At 66.4% G+C, this 16,049-nt stretch carries 13 protein-coding genes; 9 read left to right on the top strand and 4 right to left on the bottom strand.

The features are described 5' to 3' along the window. Nucleotides 1-7: 7 nt before the first annotated feature. The gene (rplM, locus tag FA90_RS22575; RefSeq protein WP_036172736.1) at nt 8-436 is read right to left on the bottom strand and encodes a 50S ribosomal protein L13; all 429 of its coding nucleotides are present in this window, start codon (nt 434-436) and stop codon (nt 8-10) included. A 302-nt stretch (nt 437-738) separates the two neighbouring features. On the opposite strand from rplM, the gene FA90_RS22570 reads away from it, so the two are divergent. The 6 genes from FA90_RS22570 (at nt 739) to FA90_RS25275 (ending at nt 6,933) form a co-directional block, all read left to right on the top strand. Next, complete coding sequence (locus tag FA90_RS22570; RefSeq protein ID WP_036172734.1) at nt 739-2,190, top strand: alpha/beta fold hydrolase; 1,452 nt, start codon at nt 739-741, stop codon at nt 2,188-2,190. Between the two features lie 22 nt (nt 2,191-2,212). Beyond that, on the top strand, nt 2,213-2,947 hold the full coding sequence (locus tag FA90_RS22565; RefSeq protein ID WP_036172732.1) for an ATP-binding cassette domain-containing protein: 735 nt from the start codon (nt 2,213-2,215) through the stop codon (nt 2,945-2,947). After that, complete coding sequence (locus tag FA90_RS22560) at nt 2,944-4,143, top strand: ABC transporter permease (protein WP_036172730.1); 1,200 nt, start codon at nt 2,944-2,946, stop codon at nt 4,141-4,143. Before FA90_RS22565 ends, FA90_RS22560 begins: the two co-directional genes overlap by 4 nt. Nucleotides 4,144-4,176: 33 nt before the next feature. Beyond that, a complete protein-coding gene (locus FA90_RS22555) occupies nt 4,177-4,599 on the top strand; it encodes an OsmC family protein (RefSeq protein ID WP_036172727.1) in 423 nt (140 codons plus the stop codon). A 127-nt stretch (nt 4,600-4,726) separates the two neighbouring features. Continuing rightward, on the top strand, nt 4,727-5,125 hold the full coding sequence (locus FA90_RS22550) for a hypothetical protein (RefSeq protein ID WP_036172725.1): 399 nt from the start codon (nt 4,727-4,729) through the stop codon (nt 5,123-5,125). Further along, nucleotides 5,104-6,933 carry a PAS domain S-box protein gene (locus FA90_RS25275; protein ID WP_051972014.1) on the top strand — a complete coding sequence of 610 codons (1,830 nt, stop codon included), beginning with the start codon at nt 5,104-5,106 and terminating at the stop codon, nt 6,931-6,933. Before FA90_RS22550 ends, FA90_RS25275 begins: the two co-directional genes overlap by 22 nt. Here the strand turns inward: FA90_RS25275 and coq7 are convergent. Beyond that, nucleotides 6,924-7,571, bottom strand: a complete 648-nt coding sequence (coq7, locus tag FA90_RS22540; RefSeq protein WP_036172722.1) for a 2-polyprenyl-3-methyl-6-methoxy-1,4-benzoquinone monooxygenase — start codon at nt 7,569-7,571, stop codon at nt 6,924-6,926. The two genes, FA90_RS25275 and coq7, sit on opposite strands and share 10 nt — an antisense overlap. A 34-nt stretch (nt 7,572-7,605) precedes the next feature. Then, nucleotides 7,606-8,058 carry a hypothetical protein gene (locus FA90_RS22535; protein WP_051972013.1) on the bottom strand — a complete coding sequence of 151 codons (453 nt, stop codon included), beginning with the start codon at nt 8,056-8,058 and terminating at the stop codon, nt 7,606-7,608. Between the two features lie 245 nt (nt 8,059-8,303). Here FA90_RS22535 and FA90_RS22530 point away from each other — a divergent pair, with 245 nt between their 5' ends. From FA90_RS22530 to FA90_RS22520, 3 genes are read left to right on the top strand one after another with little or no spacing between them, the layout of a single operon-like run. Next, on the top strand, nt 8,304-9,197 hold the full coding sequence (locus tag FA90_RS22530) for an ABC transporter ATP-binding protein (RefSeq protein ID WP_036172721.1): 894 nt from the start codon (nt 8,304-8,306) through the stop codon (nt 9,195-9,197). A gap of 3 nt (nt 9,198-9,200) precedes the next feature. Then, nucleotides 9,201-12,782, top strand: coding sequence for a M1 family aminopeptidase (locus tag FA90_RS22525; RefSeq protein ID WP_081933993.1), 3,582 nt, complete (start codon nt 9,201-9,203; stop codon nt 12,780-12,782). 45 nt (nt 12,783-12,827) lie between these two features. Next, nucleotides 12,828-13,034, top strand: coding sequence for an addiction module protein (locus FA90_RS22520; RefSeq protein WP_036172718.1), 207 nt, complete (start codon nt 12,828-12,830; stop codon nt 13,032-13,034). 281 nt (nt 13,035-13,315) lie between these two features. Here FA90_RS22520 and FA90_RS22515 read toward each other — a convergent pair whose 3' ends face one another. Then, nucleotides 13,316-15,985, bottom strand: a complete 2,670-nt coding sequence (locus FA90_RS22515; RefSeq protein WP_036172716.1) for a DNA topoisomerase III — start codon at nt 15,983-15,985, stop codon at nt 13,316-13,318. Nucleotides 15,986-16,049 lie beyond the last annotated feature (64 nt).

Genomic DNA, 16,049 nt, shown 5'->3' with positions numbered 1-16,049 from the left:
CAGTTCCTTAGAATTCGAGTGCTTGCGGTTGCTGGGCAGCGTGCGGATGGGTGCCTTCCGCGTACACTTTCAGCTTCTTGATCATGGCGTAGCCCAGCGGGCCCTTCGGCAGCATGCCTTTGACGGCCTTTTCCAGGGCACGGCCCGGGAAGCGCTGTTGCATTTTCAGGAAGTTGGTTTCGTAGATACCGCCCGGGTAGCCCGAGTGACGGTAGTAGGTCTTCTGGGTGGCCTTGGTGCCGGTCACGCGCAGCTTGCCTGCGTTGACGACGACGATAAAGTCACCGGTATCGACGTGCGGAGTAAATTCCGGCTTGTGTTTGCCGCGCAGTCGGCGTGCCACTTCGCTGGCAACACGTCCGAGGACTTTGTCCGTCGCGTCAATCACGTACCAATCGCGCTGGACTTCATGGCCCTTAGCGGAAAAAGTTTTCATGTTGACTTCCTATATCTAGGTAATGAATGCTCAATGGTGGTTCCGCACCCTGTTGCTGTTGCGGACTCTGCCTTATTGTCTTTTCCTGAGCAAATGGAAAGCCAACGATGATAGCCGATTTAGCGCCGCCCAGTCAAGCCAGCCACGGCGATATCGTTGCGCCCGCGCCGCTGCTGGATATGGCGCAAGCAACAACCCGACAGCCGGCCTGGACGCGGACGTTAGTCATGCATTTTTGCAACTTTTGGTTGACCGCAAAAACCATAGCAAATTAGTATGATCAGCATCGAAGAGGAGACCTCGTGAAATCCAGTCTGATCCTGGGCGCGCTGCTGGCAGCGGCCCTCCAGTCGGCGCCCGCCGAGGCCATGGCTGCGCCGGCAGCGGCTGTGTCCGCCCTGCAGACACGCAGCTGCCACTTGCCGGGCGTCGAAGACGCCCTGCGCTGCGTCAAGCTGCCGGTCGCCCTCGACTACGCCAGGCCGGCCGCCGGTACGCTGGCGCTGCACGTCACCGTCGCGCCGGCGCTGCGCCAGGGCGCCCGCCCCGACCCGCTGTTCGTGCTGGCCGGCGGACCGGGCGAAGCCGGCAGCGACGTGGTGCCGCTGCTGTCGACCGCGTTCCGGCGCGTGCGCGCGACGCGCGACATCGTCTTCATCGACCAGCGCGGCACCGGCCTGTCCGGCAAGCTCGAATGCGAGGCCGGCACCACCGACGATGCCAAGCTGTCCGACGACGAGGTCGACCTGGCCGTGCGCAAGTGCATCGCCGCCAGCCCCACGCCGTTCGCCGACTACACCACCGCCAATGCGGCGCGCGACATCGAACAGGTCCGGCGCGCGCTCGGCTACGGCAAGATCAACGTCTGGGGCGGTTCCTACGGCACGCGCCTGGGCCAGGCCTATGCGCGCCTGTATCCGGCCAGCGTGCGCTCGCTGACGCTGGACGCGGTCGCCGCGCCGGACCAGGTGATCCCGGCCGGCGGACGCGACAGCCAGGCCGCGCTCGACCGCCTGTTCGACGCCTGCTCGCAGGACATGGCTTGCCGCAAGGCCTTTCCGAACCTGCGCGCCGAATACGCCGGCCTGCTGACCCGACTGGCGGCCGGTCCGATGAAGCTGTCGCTGCCCGATCCGCGTACCGCCCAGCAGGTCGAGACGATCATGACGAGCGCGCGCATGCTCGGCACCGTGCACGGCATGCTGTACTCTCCCGCCGACGCACGCCGCCTGCCCTTCCTGATCCACAGCGCCGCCCAGGGCCGCTGGCAGCCGTTCGTCGCGCGGCGCAACCTGGCGGCCGACTTCAACGCCGAAGGCTCGCCCGCCACCCTGCTGCACCTGGCCGTCATCTGCGCCGAGGACGTGCCGCGCATGACGCCTGCACTGCTGGCCAGCGACGCCAGCCCGCTCACCAGCGTGCTCGCCGCGCGCCTGCCCGCCCTGTGCAAGGTGATGAACGTGCCGGCCGTTCCGTATGCCACGCCGGCGCGCATCGAGGCCCCCGCGCTGCTGCTGTCCGGCGGCCAGGACCCGGTCACGCCGCAGCACCGCGCCGAGGACGCCGCGCGCTTCATGGCGCACGCCCAGCTGCTGGCGGCGCCGAACGTGGGCCACGGCGTGTCGCAGCTGGGCTGCGCGCCGCGCCTGCTGCGCACTTTCCTCGACCATCCGCAGGACAAGCTCGACGGCGCCTGCCTGAAAGAAATCCCCGCGCCCACCTTCCAGCTCGGCAGCGCCGGGCCGCAACCCTGAACCGGCAACCGAGCGCCATACCATGATCGAAGCAAAAGAAGTTCGCAAACAATTCGGCCCCATCCAGGCGCTGGGCGGGGTCAGCTTCAGCGCCCGCGACGGCGCCATCACCGCCCTGCTCGGTCCCAACGGCGCCGGCAAGACCACGCTGCTGCGCACCCTGGTCGGCATGCTCAGGCGCGACCACGGAACCATCGCCATCGATGGCGTCGATCCGGAAAAGGATCCGATGACGGTGCGCGCCAACATCGGCTTCCTGACCGACCAGTTCGGCCTGTACGAGCGCCTGTCCACGCGCGAATACCTGACTTACTTCGGCGAGCTCAACGGCATGGGCAAGGCGCTGCTGCGCCAGCGCATCGACGAGGTGTGCGCGATGCTGGGCATGGACGACATCCTCGAGCGCCGCAGCAAGGGGTTTTCGCAGGGCCAGCGCATCAAGGTCGCGCTCGCGCGCGCGCTGCTGCACCGCCCGCGCCACCTGCTGCTGGACGAACCCACCCGCGGCCTGGACGTGATGAGCACGCGCGCCGTGCGCAACGCCCTGATCGCGTTGCGCGCCGAAGGGTGCTGCGTGGTGATGGCGACCCACGTGATGCAGGAAGTCAGCCACTTGTGCGACGACGTGATCGTGATCGCCAAGGGCTACACCGTGGCCCAGGGCTCGCCGCTGCAGTTGTGCGAGCGCACCGGCATCGCCAACCTGGAAGACGCGTTCGTCAGCCTGGTCGGCACCGATGAAGGGATCGTCGCATGAAGCCGACTCGTTTCAAGCCAAAATTTTTCGTCGTGTTCTTGAAAGAGATTCGCGAATCCCTGCGCGACAAGCGCTCGCTCGGCCTGCTGGCGATGTTCACGCTGATGTACCCGGTCCTGCTCGGCTACATCCTGCACCAGCAGATCGAGCGCGCCACCCGCCCGGAGCGCGAAGGCATTTCGCTGGCCGTGATCGGCGGCGCCCAGGCCCCCACGCTGATGGCACAGCTCAAGCAGAAGAACATCACCGTGCACGAGATACCGCAAATGGACGAGGACGCGATTGGCGCGCTGCTGCACTCGCCCAAGACCGCGGCCCTGCTGCGCCTGCCCAAGACCTTCACCGAAAGCTATGGGGCGATGCGCCCGGCGCGCATCGAGCTGTGGTACGACTCGGCCACCGAGCAGGACAACCGGCGCCGCGAGATCGAAGACGTGCTGCAGGCCTACGGCTCGAACATCGCCGGCGCGCGCCTGCTCGCGCACGGGGTGTCGCCGGCGATCATGCAGCCGATCCAGGTGCAGCGCTACGACACCGCCACCAACGCCGCGCGTTCCGCCGGCCTGATCGGCAGCATCCTCGGCTTCCTGTTCTTCCCGGCCTTTATCTGCGGCCTGTCGGCGGCGGTCGATTCCACCGCCGGCGAACGCGAACGGCGCTCGCTCGAGGTGCTGATGGCGCAGCCGGCGCGCACCTGGGAACTGGTGGTCGGCAAGTGGCTGGCGGCCGCTTCGCTGGCGATCGTCGGCATCACGCTCGAGCTGGCGCTGGCGCACGCCATCCTGTCCTGGATGCCGCTGGAAGAGATCGGCATGTCGTGGCGCGTCAACTGGCGCGACCTGGCCCTGGTCTGCCTGGCCTCGGTGCCGCTGTCGCTGCTGGCCTCCGGCCTGCAGATCGCGGTGGCGATGAATGCGAAATCGTTCAAGGAAGCGCAGAGCGTGCTGTCGTTCGTGATGCTGGTGCCGATGGTGCCGGGCATCGCCGTGTCGATGCTCGACCTCAAGACCGCCGACTGGATGTACATCGTGCCGATGCTGTCCAACCAGACCCTGCTGCGCGAAACCGCCAAGGGCGGCGACCTCGGGCCGCTGCCGTTCCTGCTGACCTTCGGCTGCTCGCTGCTGGGCGCGCTGATCGCGGTCGCCTTTGCCAGCTGGCGCATGAAGAGCGAACGCTACGTGCTGGCGGTATGATGGCAGTCTTTTGAAACAGATTCGGAGAACAGAATGGAAGTCAAAGTCAGCTGGAACGGGCCGTCCGGCATGAGCTTCCGGGCCGAAACCGGCTCCGGCCACATGGTCAGCATGGACGGCGCGCCCGAAGGCGGCGGCCACAACCTGGCGCCGCGCCCGATGGAGATGGTGTTGCTGGGCACCGGCGGCTGCACCGCCTACGACGTGGTCCTGATCCTGAAACGCGGACGCGAAGACGTACGCGGCTGCGACGTCACCCTCAAATCCGAGCGCGCCGACACCGATCCGAAGGTGTTCACCAAGATTCACTTCCACTTCACGGTCACCGGGCGCAACCTGAAGCCGGCCGCGGTCGAGCGCGCCGTCAATCTGTCGCACGAGAAATACTGCTCGGCCTCGATCATGCTGGCCAAGATGGCCGAGATCACGCACTCGTTCGAGATCGTCGAGGCTTAATCTATAGCAAGGTTCAATCGGGCACTTCCCTGTCATCGATCTGCATTAGCATGCGTCATGAGTAAACACATGCAGCAACACGATCTCAGATAACCCGCTTTCCGACAGGGAAGACGCCACCGCATTATTGGACGAACTGGATCGCTACCGTTTCCTGGCCGGACTGGACGACGCGATCCGCCCGCTGACCGATCCCGACGCCATCACGCGTACCGTCGCGGCCCGCCTTGCCGGCTACCTCGGCGTGGATCTGGCCGCCCCTCCCGATGCGACACCGTCGGCGTTCCTGCACGGGCAGTGGCAGGCGCGGCCATGGCAGCCGCGTGAGGCGCAATTGCTTGCGGCAGCCGCCGGGCGCTGGCGCGAAGCGCTGGAACACGCGCGCATGGCCCAGGAACTGCGCGGCGCCGAAGCGCGCATCCGCGCCAATCACGACTACCTGCGCCTGCTGATCGACAGCGGCGAAGAAGGTTTTACTCGATCGATCGCACCGGCGCCACCGTCATGTGCAATGCGGCCTTCCTGAAGATGCTCGGCTTCGGGCGCGAGGAAGATGCGATCGGCAAGAAACTGCATGGCGTGATCCATCACAGCCATCCTGATGGATCCGATTACGACGTGTGCGATTGCCCGATCTACCAGACGGCACAAACCGGCATGCCCGCGCACGTACCGGACGAACTGTTTTTCCGCCTCGACGGCAGCGGCTTTCCGGTCGAATACCGGGTGCGCCCGGTGTGGCAGGACGGCCAGCTGCAGGGCGCGGTCTGCACCTTCGTCGACATCAGCGAGCGCAAGCGCACCGAACAGGCATTGCAGCACAGCCAGGCGCACGTCGAATCGCTGTTCGCACAGACCGGCGCCGGCGTCAGCGAAACCGACCTGACCGGCAAGCTGCTGCGCATGAACGACCGCTTCTGCCAGATGGTCGGGCGCTCGCGCGAAGAGCTGCTGACCTGGCGCATGCAGGATTACACGCATCCGGACGACCTGCCGCGCAACCTCCCGCCGTTCGAGCATGCCGCCGCCACCGGCGCGCCGTTCGAGATCGAGAAGCGCTTCGTGCGCCCCGACGGCACGGTCATGTGGGTCAGCAATACGGTCAGTCCGGTGCGCAGCGCACTCGGCGGGCCGGTCGACAGCATGCTGGCGGTCTCGGTCGACATCAGCGAACGCAAGCGCGCCGAAGAAGCCTTGCGCGAGGCCGACCGCAGGAAGGACGAGTTCTTGGCCATGCTGGCGCACGAACTGCGCAACCCGATGGCGCCGATCCGCGCCGCGGCCGACCTGATGCAGGCGGTGCAGCTCGAGCCCGAACGGCTCAAGCGCACCAGCCAGATCATCTCGCGCCAGGTCAGCCACATGACCGACCTGGTGGACGACCTGCTCGACGTCTCGCGCGTGACGCGCGGCCTAGTCACGCTCGACCAGACCGACCTCGACGTCAAGCAGGTCATCACCGACGCGCTGGAACAGGTGCGTCGGCTGATCGAGGCCAAGCGCCATCACCTCACCGTCGACCTGGACCCGGCGCCGGCCCATGTGCTGGGCGACCAGAAGCGCCTGGTGCAAATCCTGACCAACCTGCTGAACAACGCCGTCAAGTACACACCGGCCGGCGGCAACCTCCACCTCACCCTGCAGACGTCGCCGCAGCAGGTCCGCCTGCACGTGGCCGACAATGGCGTCGGCATCGCACCCAGCCTGCAGGCGCACATCTTCGACCTGTTTGCCCAGGCCGAGCGCAGCCCCGACCGCGCCCAGGGCGGGCTGGGCATCGGCCTGGCCCTGGTCAGGAGCCTGGTGGAGCTGCATGGCGGTACGGTGCGCTGCGAAAGCGCGGGCGCCGGCAAGGGCAGCGAGTTCGTCGTCACCCTGCCGCGCACCGCCGACGCCTCGCTGCCCGACGCGCCGCAGCGCAGCGGGGATGCACTGGCGGCATCAAGCCTGCCGCGGCGCATCCTCATCGTGGACGACAACAACGATGCCGCCCAGATGCTGGCGATGGTCCTCGAGGTGGCCGGGCACGACGTCACGGTGCAAAACAGCTCGGTGCGTGCGCTCGACTGGGCGCGCGGCGAGCGGCCGGATGTCTGCGTGCTCGACATCGGCTTGCCCGAGATCGACGGCAACGCGCTGGCGCGGCGCCTGCGGTCGCAGCCGGAAACGGCGGGCGCCACCCTGATTGCCTTGACGGGCTACGGCCAGGAACAGGACCGCCTGCAGGCCATGGCCGCAGGTTTCGATCATTTCCTGGTCAAGCCGGTCGATGCGGCGGCGATACTGGCGCTGGTGGCGGCGCCGGCCGATGCAGCGGTGCGAACTCAGATGTAATAAGCGGTGGTGGTCATCACCTTGGCCATCGCCCGCATCGCCAGCTTGACCGGCGCCGGCAGCTCGGCCGCGCCCAGCGCCCGCGCCTTGGCGCCGTGCTCGGCTTCGTCGTCGCGCATCTGGGTGACGATCGCGCGCGACTTGACGTCTTGCGGCGGCAGTTTATCGAGGTGGCTGTTCAGGTGGGCCTCGACCTGGCGCTCGGTCTCGGACACGAAACCCAGGCTGATCGCATCGCCCATGCGCGCGGCGGCGCTGCCGAGCGCGTACGCGCCCGCATACCACAGCGGATTGAGCAGGCTGGGCTGCGAGCCCAGTTCGGACAGGCGCTGGGCGGTCCAGGCCAGGTGGTCTTCTTCCTCGCGGCCGGAGCGCTCGAACTCGGTGCGCATCGCGGTGGTCGAGGCGCGCCGCCCCTGCGAATCGTACAGCGCCTGCGCGCATACCTCGCCCACGTGATTCACGCGCATCAGGCCGGCGCTGTGGCGCTGCTCCTGGGCGTTCATCTCGCAGTCCGGCGCCGCCACGCCGGGATTCGGACGCGCGGCCTTGGCTACGCCGCCCACCACGCGCAGCGCCTTGTCGAAGCCGACGATCAGGTGGTCGAGGGGATTAGCGGATCGGTTTGTCTGTGCCATGGAAAAATCATTCAGGATCGCATCGAAGTCATGATTATATGCCTTGATCCGGCCCGCCCTGCTTGTGGCGCTGCAGCCAGTCGTGCACCGGCCCCGCCACCTCGATCTTGGAAATGTCCTTCGCCACGCCCAGGTTGAGTTCGACCAGGAAGGGGATCGAATCGGGCGGCACCTCGCTGCAATGCGCGGCGAAGATGCCCAGGAAGCGTTCCGACTCCAGCACGGGCAGCACTTTTTTGCCGCTCATGAACTGCAGGATGCTGGTGATCGTGTGGCCGCTGCCGATGCTCTGGTAGACGAAGCGGTTGTACTCGCGGTCGAGCCGCTTGAAGTCGATGGTCTCGCGCGTCATCAGGCCGGCCAGGTAATACAGGCCGACGGCGACCCTGAACCAGTCGGTCGCTTCCTCGCGCGTGCGACCCTGGCGCGTCACCGCCAGGATCTTGTCCTGGATCGCGGTGGAGATCCCTGTATTGATCGTATCCATGGAGCCATTATGCCGTACGGAGCGCGATCGTCAATCTCGGCAAGGCAGGCACACCCACCGTGCTCGACTATCCTGTGGCGCCGGCCGGGGGCAGGCGTCCGCTCTGGTCGCGCTTTTTCGCATTCTGGCCCGGTAAAGCTGCGGACTATCGCACGGACCGCCAGGACTCGTCAGTTTTTAATACAATGCAACTGTCATGAAGTGCGAACAATTCTCACGCACTGTCACAACGGAGCGAACTATTCATGGAACTGGAAATCCGCAATCTGTCCAAGACCTACGCCAACGGCGTGGTCGCCTTGGACAGGGTCTCGCTGAGCATCCCGCCGGGGATGTTCGGCCTGCTCGGGCCGAACGGCGCCGGCAAGTCGACCCTGATGCGGATCCTGGCCACGCTGCAGGAATGCGACGCCGGCTCGATCTTCCTGGACGACATCGACGTCCTCGACGACAAGGACGAGGTACGGCGCCTGCTCGGCTACCTGCCGCAGGATTTCGGCGTCTATCCAAAAGTCACGGCCTACGAGCTGCTCGACCATTTCGCGCAACTGAAAGGGCTGTCCAACCGCCACCAGCGGCGCGAAGTCGTCGACGCCCTGCTCCAGCAGACCAATTTGTTCGAGGTGCGCAACCAGCGCCTCGGCACGTTCTCGGGCGGGATGCGCCAGCGCTTCGGCATCGCCCAGGCGCTGCTGGGCGACCCGCAGCTGATCATCGTCGACGAGCCGACCGCGGGCCTGGACCCGCAGGAACGGGTGCGCTTCCACAACCTGCTGTCGGACATCGGCGAGGATAAAACCGTGATCCTGTCGACCCACATCGTGTCCGACGTGGCCGACCTGTGCGCCAACATGGCGATCATCAACAAGGGCCACGTGCTGCTGTGCGGCGAGCCGCCGCGCCTGATCGAAGGCATCGAAGGCAAGATCTGGTCGCGCTTCATCAGCAAGCCCGAGCTGCCGCAATTCCAGCGCAAGCACACCGTCATCTCGACCCGCCTGCTCAACGGCCGCCCGCTGATCCACGTGTATGCCGACCGTTATCCGGGCGACGATTTCGAACCGATCCACCCGACTCTCGACGACGTCTACTTCGCCACCATCGCCGGCCGCCACAACGCCCAGGCCGGGAACTGCTGATTCATGCGCGCCCTGTTCGCCATCGCCTCGTTCGAAGCCCGGCAGCGCCTCAAGCTGCTGTCGACCTGGGTCTACTTCTTCGGCTTCCTGGCGCTGGCCGCGCTGTGGGCGGCGGCGGCCGGCGGCGCCTTCCGCGAATTCAGCGTCACCTTCGGCGCGCGCGTGCTGATCAACGCGCCGCGCCAGGTCGCCATCTCGGCGGCGGTGCTGGGCAGCCTCGGCGTGGTGGTCGCGGCGGCGCTGATGGGCCGCTCGGTACAGCAGGACTTCGAGTACGAAACCCACCACTTCTTCTTCAGCGCGCCGATTCCCAAGACCGCCTACGTGTTCGGGCGCTTCCTCGGTGCGCTGGCCACGCTGGCGGTGGTGTTCACGTCGATGGTGCTGGGCCAGCTGTTGGGGAGCCTGATGCCGGGGGTCGACCCGGAGCGCGTCGGCGCCTACGCGCTGGGCGCCTACCTGCAGCCTTATCTGCTGACGCTGCTGCCCAACCTGTTCATCTTCGGCGCGCTGTTCTTCATCCTGGCCGCGCTGACGCGGCGCATGCTGCCGGTGTACGTGGCCAGCGTGGTCATGCTGATCGGCTACACGGTCGCGCCCTCGCTCGCGCGCGACCTCGACTACAAGACGCTGGCCGCGCTGATCGACCCGTTCGGCACCACGGCGCTGATCCGCATGACCGATTACTGGAGCATCGCCGAGCGCAACCACGACTTCATCCCGCTGTCCGGCGTGTACCTGGCCAACCGTGCGATCTGGTCGCTGTTTTCGCTGGTCGTGCTGCTGCTGGGCACCTGGCGCTTCAGCTTCGTGTCGACCCCGGCGGGACGGCGCGGCCAGGCGCAGGTCGAGGCCGCGCCCGCGCCGCAAAGCCCTGCTGTGGACGGCATCCCGCACATCGCGCCCGACTTTGCCGCGCGCAGCCTGGCGCTGCTGCTGGCCAGGTCGAGCTGGCTGAACCTGCGCGAATCGGTCAAGAACGTGTATTTCGTCGTGATCGCGCTGGCCGGCGTGCTGGCGCTGGCGGTCAGCGCGCTCGACATGGGCGAAGTGTTCGGCACCAGGACCTATCCGGTGACTTACATGGTGATCGAGCTGATCAGCGACGTGTTCGCGCTGTTCGTGCTGGCCGCCACCGTCTTTTATGCCGGCGAGATGGTATGGCGTGAGCGCGACGCGCGCGTCGCGCAGATGATGGACGCGCTGCCGGTGCCGAGCTGGCTGCCGCTGGCGTCCAAGACCATCGCCCTGGCCGGCATGCAGGCGCTGCTGCTGGCGGTGGCGCTGGTCACCGGCATGCTGATCCAGCTGGCGCACGGCTACCTGGCGCTGCAGCCCGGCCTGTACCTGTTCAGCCTGTTCGGCGTGCTGCTGCCGCGCTACGTGCTGCTGGCGGTGCTGTCGATTGCCGTGCACGCCATCCTCAACCACAAGTACATGGCCTACTTCGTGCTGGCGCTGTTCGTCGCGGCCGGCTTCTTCCTGTCTGGCGCCGGCCTGGACCATCCGATGCTGGTGTATGCGTCGTTCCCGCGCATCACCTACTCGGCGATGAACGGTTTCGGCCATGCGCTGCCGCTCGAACGCGCGCTGCTGGTGTACTGGGGCGGCGCGGCGGCCGTGCTGTTCACGCTGGCGCTGCTGCTGTGGCCGCGCGGCGCCCATGCCACCTGGCGTGAACGCCTGCAGCTGGCGCGCCAGCGCCTGAGCCCGAACGTGCTGGGCGCGCTCGGCGCCGGCGCGCTGGTGTTCGCCGCCAGCGGCGCGCTGCTGTGGTACAACCTCGACTACCTGGGCAGCTACCAGACCGGATGGCGCCGCGACGCCGTGCGCGCCGAGTACGAGCTGCGCTACCGCCGCTTCGCCAAAGTGCGGCAGCCACGCCTGGCCGACGTCAGGCTGCAAGTCGACATCCTGCCCCAGACGCGCACGCTCAAGGTGCACGGCGCCTACCGCCTGGAAAACCGCGGCGGCCAGCCGATCCGCGACCTGATCCTGTATCAACAGCCGGGCCCGGCGTTCCAGCCGCATTTCGCCCAGGCCGTCAAGCTCTTGAGCGCCGACACCGAACACGGCTTCTACAGCTACCAGCTGGCCACGCCGCTCGCCCCGGGCGCCGCCATGGCGCTCGAATTCGACCTGGTCGACGCCCCCGGCGGCGTGCTCGGCCTGGGCCGCGACACCGCGGTGGCCGGCAACGGCACGTTTTTCAGCAACGCGATCCTGCCGCGCATCGGCTACCAGCCGTCGAACGAGCTGCTGGACGACCGCGAGCGCCGCCGCCACGGCCTGGCGCCGCGCGCGCCGATGGCCGCGCGCGACGACCTGGGCGCGCAAGCCAACAACTACCTCGGCAACGACGCCGACTGGATCGGCTTCGACGCCGTGGTCTCGACCTCGCTCGACCAGACCGTGGTCGCACCCGGCACCCTCGAGCAGGAATGGATGCGCCGCGGGCGCCGCTTCTTCCACTTCCGCATGGAAAAGCCGATCCTGAATTTCTATACCTTTCAGTCCGCGCGCTATGAAGTCCGGCACGACCGCTGGCAGGACGTCACCATCGACGTGTACTACCAGCCGGGCCACGAGTTCAACGTCGACCGCATGATCCGCGGCGCCAAGGCGGCGCTCGAATACGGCTCCAGCCATTTCAGCCCCTACCCGCAGCGCGAGCTGCGCATCGCCGAGTTCCCGCGCTATGCGGCGTATGCGCAGGCGGCGCCGGGCGTGGTCGCGTTCTCGGAAAGCGCCGGCTTCATCGCCAAGGTCGATCCGGAGTCGCGCACCGACATCGACTACCCGTATTACGTCACCGCGCACGAAGTCGGGCACCAGTGGTGGGCGCACCAGCTGATCGGCGCCGACGTGCGCGGCGCGACCGTGCTGTCGGAAAGCCTGGCCGAGTACACGGCCCTGATGACGATGAAGCAGAGCTTCGGCCCGGCCAGGATGCGCCGCTTCCTGCGCTATGACCTCGAGCAGTACCTGATGGGCCGCGCCACCGCGTCCAGGCGCGAGCTGCCGCTGGCCCAGAACGAAAACCAGGACTACATCCACTACCGCAAGGGCAGCCTGGCAATGTTCCTGCTGCAGGACCTGCTGGGCGAAGACACGGTCGATGGCGTGCTGCGCGGCCTGCTGAAGGACCACGCCTTCCGCGGACCGCCGTATCCGACCGTCTCGAGCCTGGTCGAGCGCCTGCGCAGCGTCACGCCGCCCGACAAGGCTTACCTGATCGACGACCTGTTCGAATCGATCGTCCTGTACGACAACCACGTCGAGAGCGCGACGGCGCGGCGGCGCCCGGACGGCAAGTACGAGGTGACGATCCGCGCCAGCGCAGGCAAGGTGCGCTCCGGCGAGCACGGCGAGGAAAAGGAAGCCCCGCTCAAGGATTACATCGAATTCGGTGTCGACGACGCGGACGGCAACCCGCTCGCGCGCGAGCGCCGGCGGGTGGACGGGCGCGATCAGAGCGTCACGCTGGTGGCTGACGGACGACCCGCTCGTGCGGGGATTGACCCGGATAACAAGTTGATTGACAGGAAACCGACAGATAATATGATGCCTGTCGACTTTCCCTGAAGACCAAGTTATTATCCGGTCATAATGTTTCGCTAGGAGTTCTTCATGCTCACCGTCGCCGAACTGGCTGCCGAAATCCAGCAGCTGTCCGCTTCCGACAAGCACAAGCTGCTGCGTCTGCTGACGACCGACAGCGACGCGTCCGAGCAGGACGCCGACGAGATGTGGCGACAGGAGATCGTGCGCCGCGTGAAGGCCATCCGCAATGGCGAAGCCGCGATCCGCGCGCTGCAGGAAGACTGGCGCGAGTAAGTTTCACGCCTGCCCGTTTCACCCGCCTGCGCCTGTCCATGCACAGGCCGCCCAATTAAAAAACCGCGCGAAGCGCGGTTTTTTTACGTCCACTCGACGGTACGCGCCGTCAGAAGGTTTCCCATTCCTCGCCGGCGGCCACCGGCCCGCGCCGGGCAGTGCGCGCTTCGGCGACCTGCGCACGCGCTGCCGGTGTTGCCGGGAATTGAGGTCGTCAAATAAAAAACCGCGGTCGCCCGCGGTTTTCGCCGATGCAGCCCGAAGGATGCGGATAAAACGGATCAGCTGGCCGTTGCCTTCTTGGCGGCGATCGGCTTGGCTGCCGGCTTGCGCACCGCGGTCTTCTTGGCCGCGGTCTTGGCAGGGGCTTTCTTGGCCGCGGTCTTGGCTGCAGCCTTGGCTGCCGGCCGCGTCGCAACCGCGGTGTCGCCGCCCTCGCCGCCTTCATCGCTCGCTGCCGCCTTGGTCTTTGCGCCCGGCTTGGCGGCGCGCGGCTCGAACTCGAAGCTGATCTTGCCATCCTTGCCGCGCACCAGGAAGGCCTTGAACGGGCGGCGCGTGCGCTGCGAAACGAAGCCCGGCAGCAGGTCGGTCTTGCCTTCGTTGAGCAGCTTGGCCATCTGGTCCGGCAGGATTTCCTGTTGCAGGATGATGCGACCGCTGCGGAAATCGCAGGTCTTGGGTTTGGCGACCTGGTGCTCGCACACGTAGGCCAGGCCCATCTCGTAGACGTTGCCGTTGCACTTCGGGCAGGGGCCGAGCGGGGTCTGGCCGGTGAAGTCGACACCCTCGCCTCCCTCGCCTTCGGCCTGGTCCTGGCCGAAGTCGAACTCCAGCTTGTAGTTGTGGATGTCCTCGTCGCGCACGATGCGCAGGATCGCGGCGAACGGACGGCCCATCTTCGAGCGGAAGCCCTGCAGCGGACCGATGGTGCGGTTGTGCAGCAGTTCCTCGACTTCCTCGATCTCGAACTGGCGCCCGCCCGGGACCTTGGTCATCGAAAACTCGCACTTGGTGCAGGCGAAGCGGCGGTAGTTTTCCTTGACCACGCCGGCGCAGTTCGGGCACGGCGTGGCCAGGGTCGCGTACTCGCCCGGAATCGTGTCGTTGTTGTATTCCTTCGCGCGCTTGACGATGATCTCGGTCATCTCGGCGATCTCGCGCATGAACTCGTCACGCGTGATCTGGCCGCGCTCCATCTGCGACAGCTTGTATTCCCACTCGCCGGTCAGTTCGGGCGCGGTCAGTTCGTTCACGCCCAGGCCGCGCAGCAGTGTCATCAGCTGGAACGCCTTGGCGGTCGGGATGATTTCACGTCCCTCGCGCAGCAGGTATTTCTCGGTCAGCAAACCTTCGATGATGGCCGCGCGCGTCGCCGGCGTGCCCAGGCCCTTGCCGGCCATGGCGTCGCGCAGCTCGTCGGAATCGACCAGCTTGCCCGCGCCTTCCATCGCCGACAGCAGCGTCGCTTCGTTGTAGCGTGCGGGCGGCTTGGTGACCAGGCCATTGGCCGTGACCTTTTGCGCCAGCACCGTTTCGCCCGTCTCGACCGGCACCAGGTTGGCGCCGTCCTTGTCGTCGCTCGCGTCCTTGCCGTACACCGCCATCCAGCCGGGGTTGGTCATCACCTTGCCCTCGGTCTTAAACTGGTGGCCGGCCACTTCGGTGAAGCGGGTCGTGACCAGGAACTCGGCGGCCGGGAAGAACACGGCCATGAAGCGGCGCGTGACCAGGTCGTACAGCTTCTGTTCCGGCTCGGACAGGTTTTTGGGGGCCACGCCGGTCGGGATGATCGCGAAGTGGTCCGAGATCTTGCTGTTGTCGAAAATGCGCTTGTTCGGCTTGACCCAGCCCTTGTCCAGGATCTGCTTGGCGAACGGCAGGTAGTTGTTGTTGCCTTTCAGCACTTCCAGCGTCGACTTGACCGTGCCCAGGTAGTCCTCGGGCAGCGCGCGCGAATCGGTACGCGGGTAGGTCAGCACCTTGTGTTTTTCGTACAGCGCCTGCGCCAGGCCGAGCGTGTTCTTGGCCGAGAAGCCGAAGCGGCCGTTGGCTTCGCGCTGCAGCGAGGTCAGGTCGAACAGTGCCGGCGCCATCGAGGTGGTCGGCTTCGATTCCTCGCTCACCTTGCCCTGCTTGTCCTGGCAAGCCGCGACGATGTCTTCGGCGGCCGCCTTGCTCCACAGGCGCTCGGGACGCTTTTCCGGATCGTTCTCGTCCTTCTTGAATTTGGTGTCGAGCCAGCGGCCTTCGTAGACGCCGGCCGCGCACTTGAATTCGGCGCGCACTTCCCAGTAGTCGCGCGCGACGAACTTGCGGATCTTTTCTTCGCGCTCGACCACGATCGACAGGGTCGGCGTCTGCACGCGGCCGACGGTGGTCAGGAAGAATCCGCCCTCTTTCGAGTTGAAGGCGGTCATCGCACGCGTGCCGTTGATGCCGATCAGCCAGTCGGCTTCGGAACGGCAACGTGCGGCGTCGGCCAGCGGCAGCATTTCCTGGTCGCTGCGCAGGTGGGCGAAGCCGTCACGGATCGCGTTCGGCGTCATCGACTGCAGCCACAGGCGCTTCACCGGTTGCTTGGCCTTGGCGTTCTGGGCGATCAGGCGGAAGATCAGTTCGCCTTCGCGGCCCGCGTCGCATGCGTTGATCAGGGCGGTGACGTCTTTGCGCTTGATCAGCTTGTTCAGCACTTTGAGGCGCGATTCCGTCTTGGCGATCGGATTCAGCGCGAAGTACGGCGGAATCATCGGCAGGTGCGTGAAGCTCCATTTGCCGCGTTTGACGTCGTATTCCTCCGGCACCGCGATTTCGAGCAGGTGGCCGACGGCGGACGACAGGACGTAATCGTCGGATTCGAAATACTCATCGTGCTTGGTAAAGCCGCCGAGCGCCTTGGCGATATCGTTCGCCACGGAGGGTTTCTCGGCAATGATGAGGGCTTTGGTCATAGGGTTCTCGTACGTGTTCGAAGGGCTCGGCCCGCGCATCATACATGAGGCGGCCGTTCGGGGC

This window comes from Massilia sp. 9096 (genome assembly GCF_000745265.1).
Classification (GTDB): domain Bacteria; phylum Pseudomonadota; class Gammaproteobacteria; order Burkholderiales; family Burkholderiaceae_D; genus Telluria.
This window is presented reverse-complemented; position numbering and strand designations above follow the sequence as displayed.

What these genes read in the sequence shown, in the direction of transcription:
- FA90_RS22560 (WP_036172730.1), top strand. Translation starts at nt 2,944, where the DNA reads ATGAAGCCGACTCGTTTCAAGCCAAAATTTTTCGTCGTGTTCTTGAAA.
- FA90_RS22520 (WP_036172718.1), top strand. Translation starts at nt 12,828, where the DNA reads ATGCTCACCGTCGCCGAACTGGCTGCCGAAATCCAGCAGCTGTCCGCT.
- FA90_RS22565 (WP_036172732.1), top strand. Translation starts at nt 2,213, where the DNA reads ATGATCGAAGCAAAAGAAGTTCGCAAACAATTCGGCCCCATCCAGGCG.
- FA90_RS22535 (WP_051972013.1), bottom strand. Translation starts at nt 8,058, where the DNA reads ATGGATACGATCAATACAGGGATCTCCACCGCGATCCAGGACAAGATC.
- rplM (WP_036172736.1), bottom strand. Translation starts at nt 436, where the DNA reads ATGAAAACTTTTTCCGCTAAGGGCCATGAAGTCCAGCGCGATTGGTAC.
- FA90_RS22530 (WP_036172721.1), top strand. Translation starts at nt 8,304, where the DNA reads ATGGAACTGGAAATCCGCAATCTGTCCAAGACCTACGCCAACGGCGTG.
- FA90_RS22515 (WP_036172716.1), bottom strand. Translation starts at nt 15,985, where the DNA reads ATGACCAAAGCCCTCATCATTGCCGAGAAACCCTCCGTGGCGAACGAT.
- coq7 (WP_036172722.1), bottom strand. Translation starts at nt 7,571, where the DNA reads ATGGCACAGACAAACCGATCCGCTAATCCCCTCGACCACCTGATCGTC.
- FA90_RS22555 (WP_036172727.1), top strand. Translation starts at nt 4,177, where the DNA reads ATGGAAGTCAAAGTCAGCTGGAACGGGCCGTCCGGCATGAGCTTCCGG.
- FA90_RS25275 (WP_051972014.1), top strand. Translation starts at nt 5,104, where the DNA reads ATGTGCAATGCGGCCTTCCTGAAGATGCTCGGCTTCGGGCGCGAGGAA.
- FA90_RS22525 (WP_081933993.1), top strand. Translation starts at nt 9,201, where the DNA reads ATGCGCGCCCTGTTCGCCATCGCCTCGTTCGAAGCCCGGCAGCGCCTC.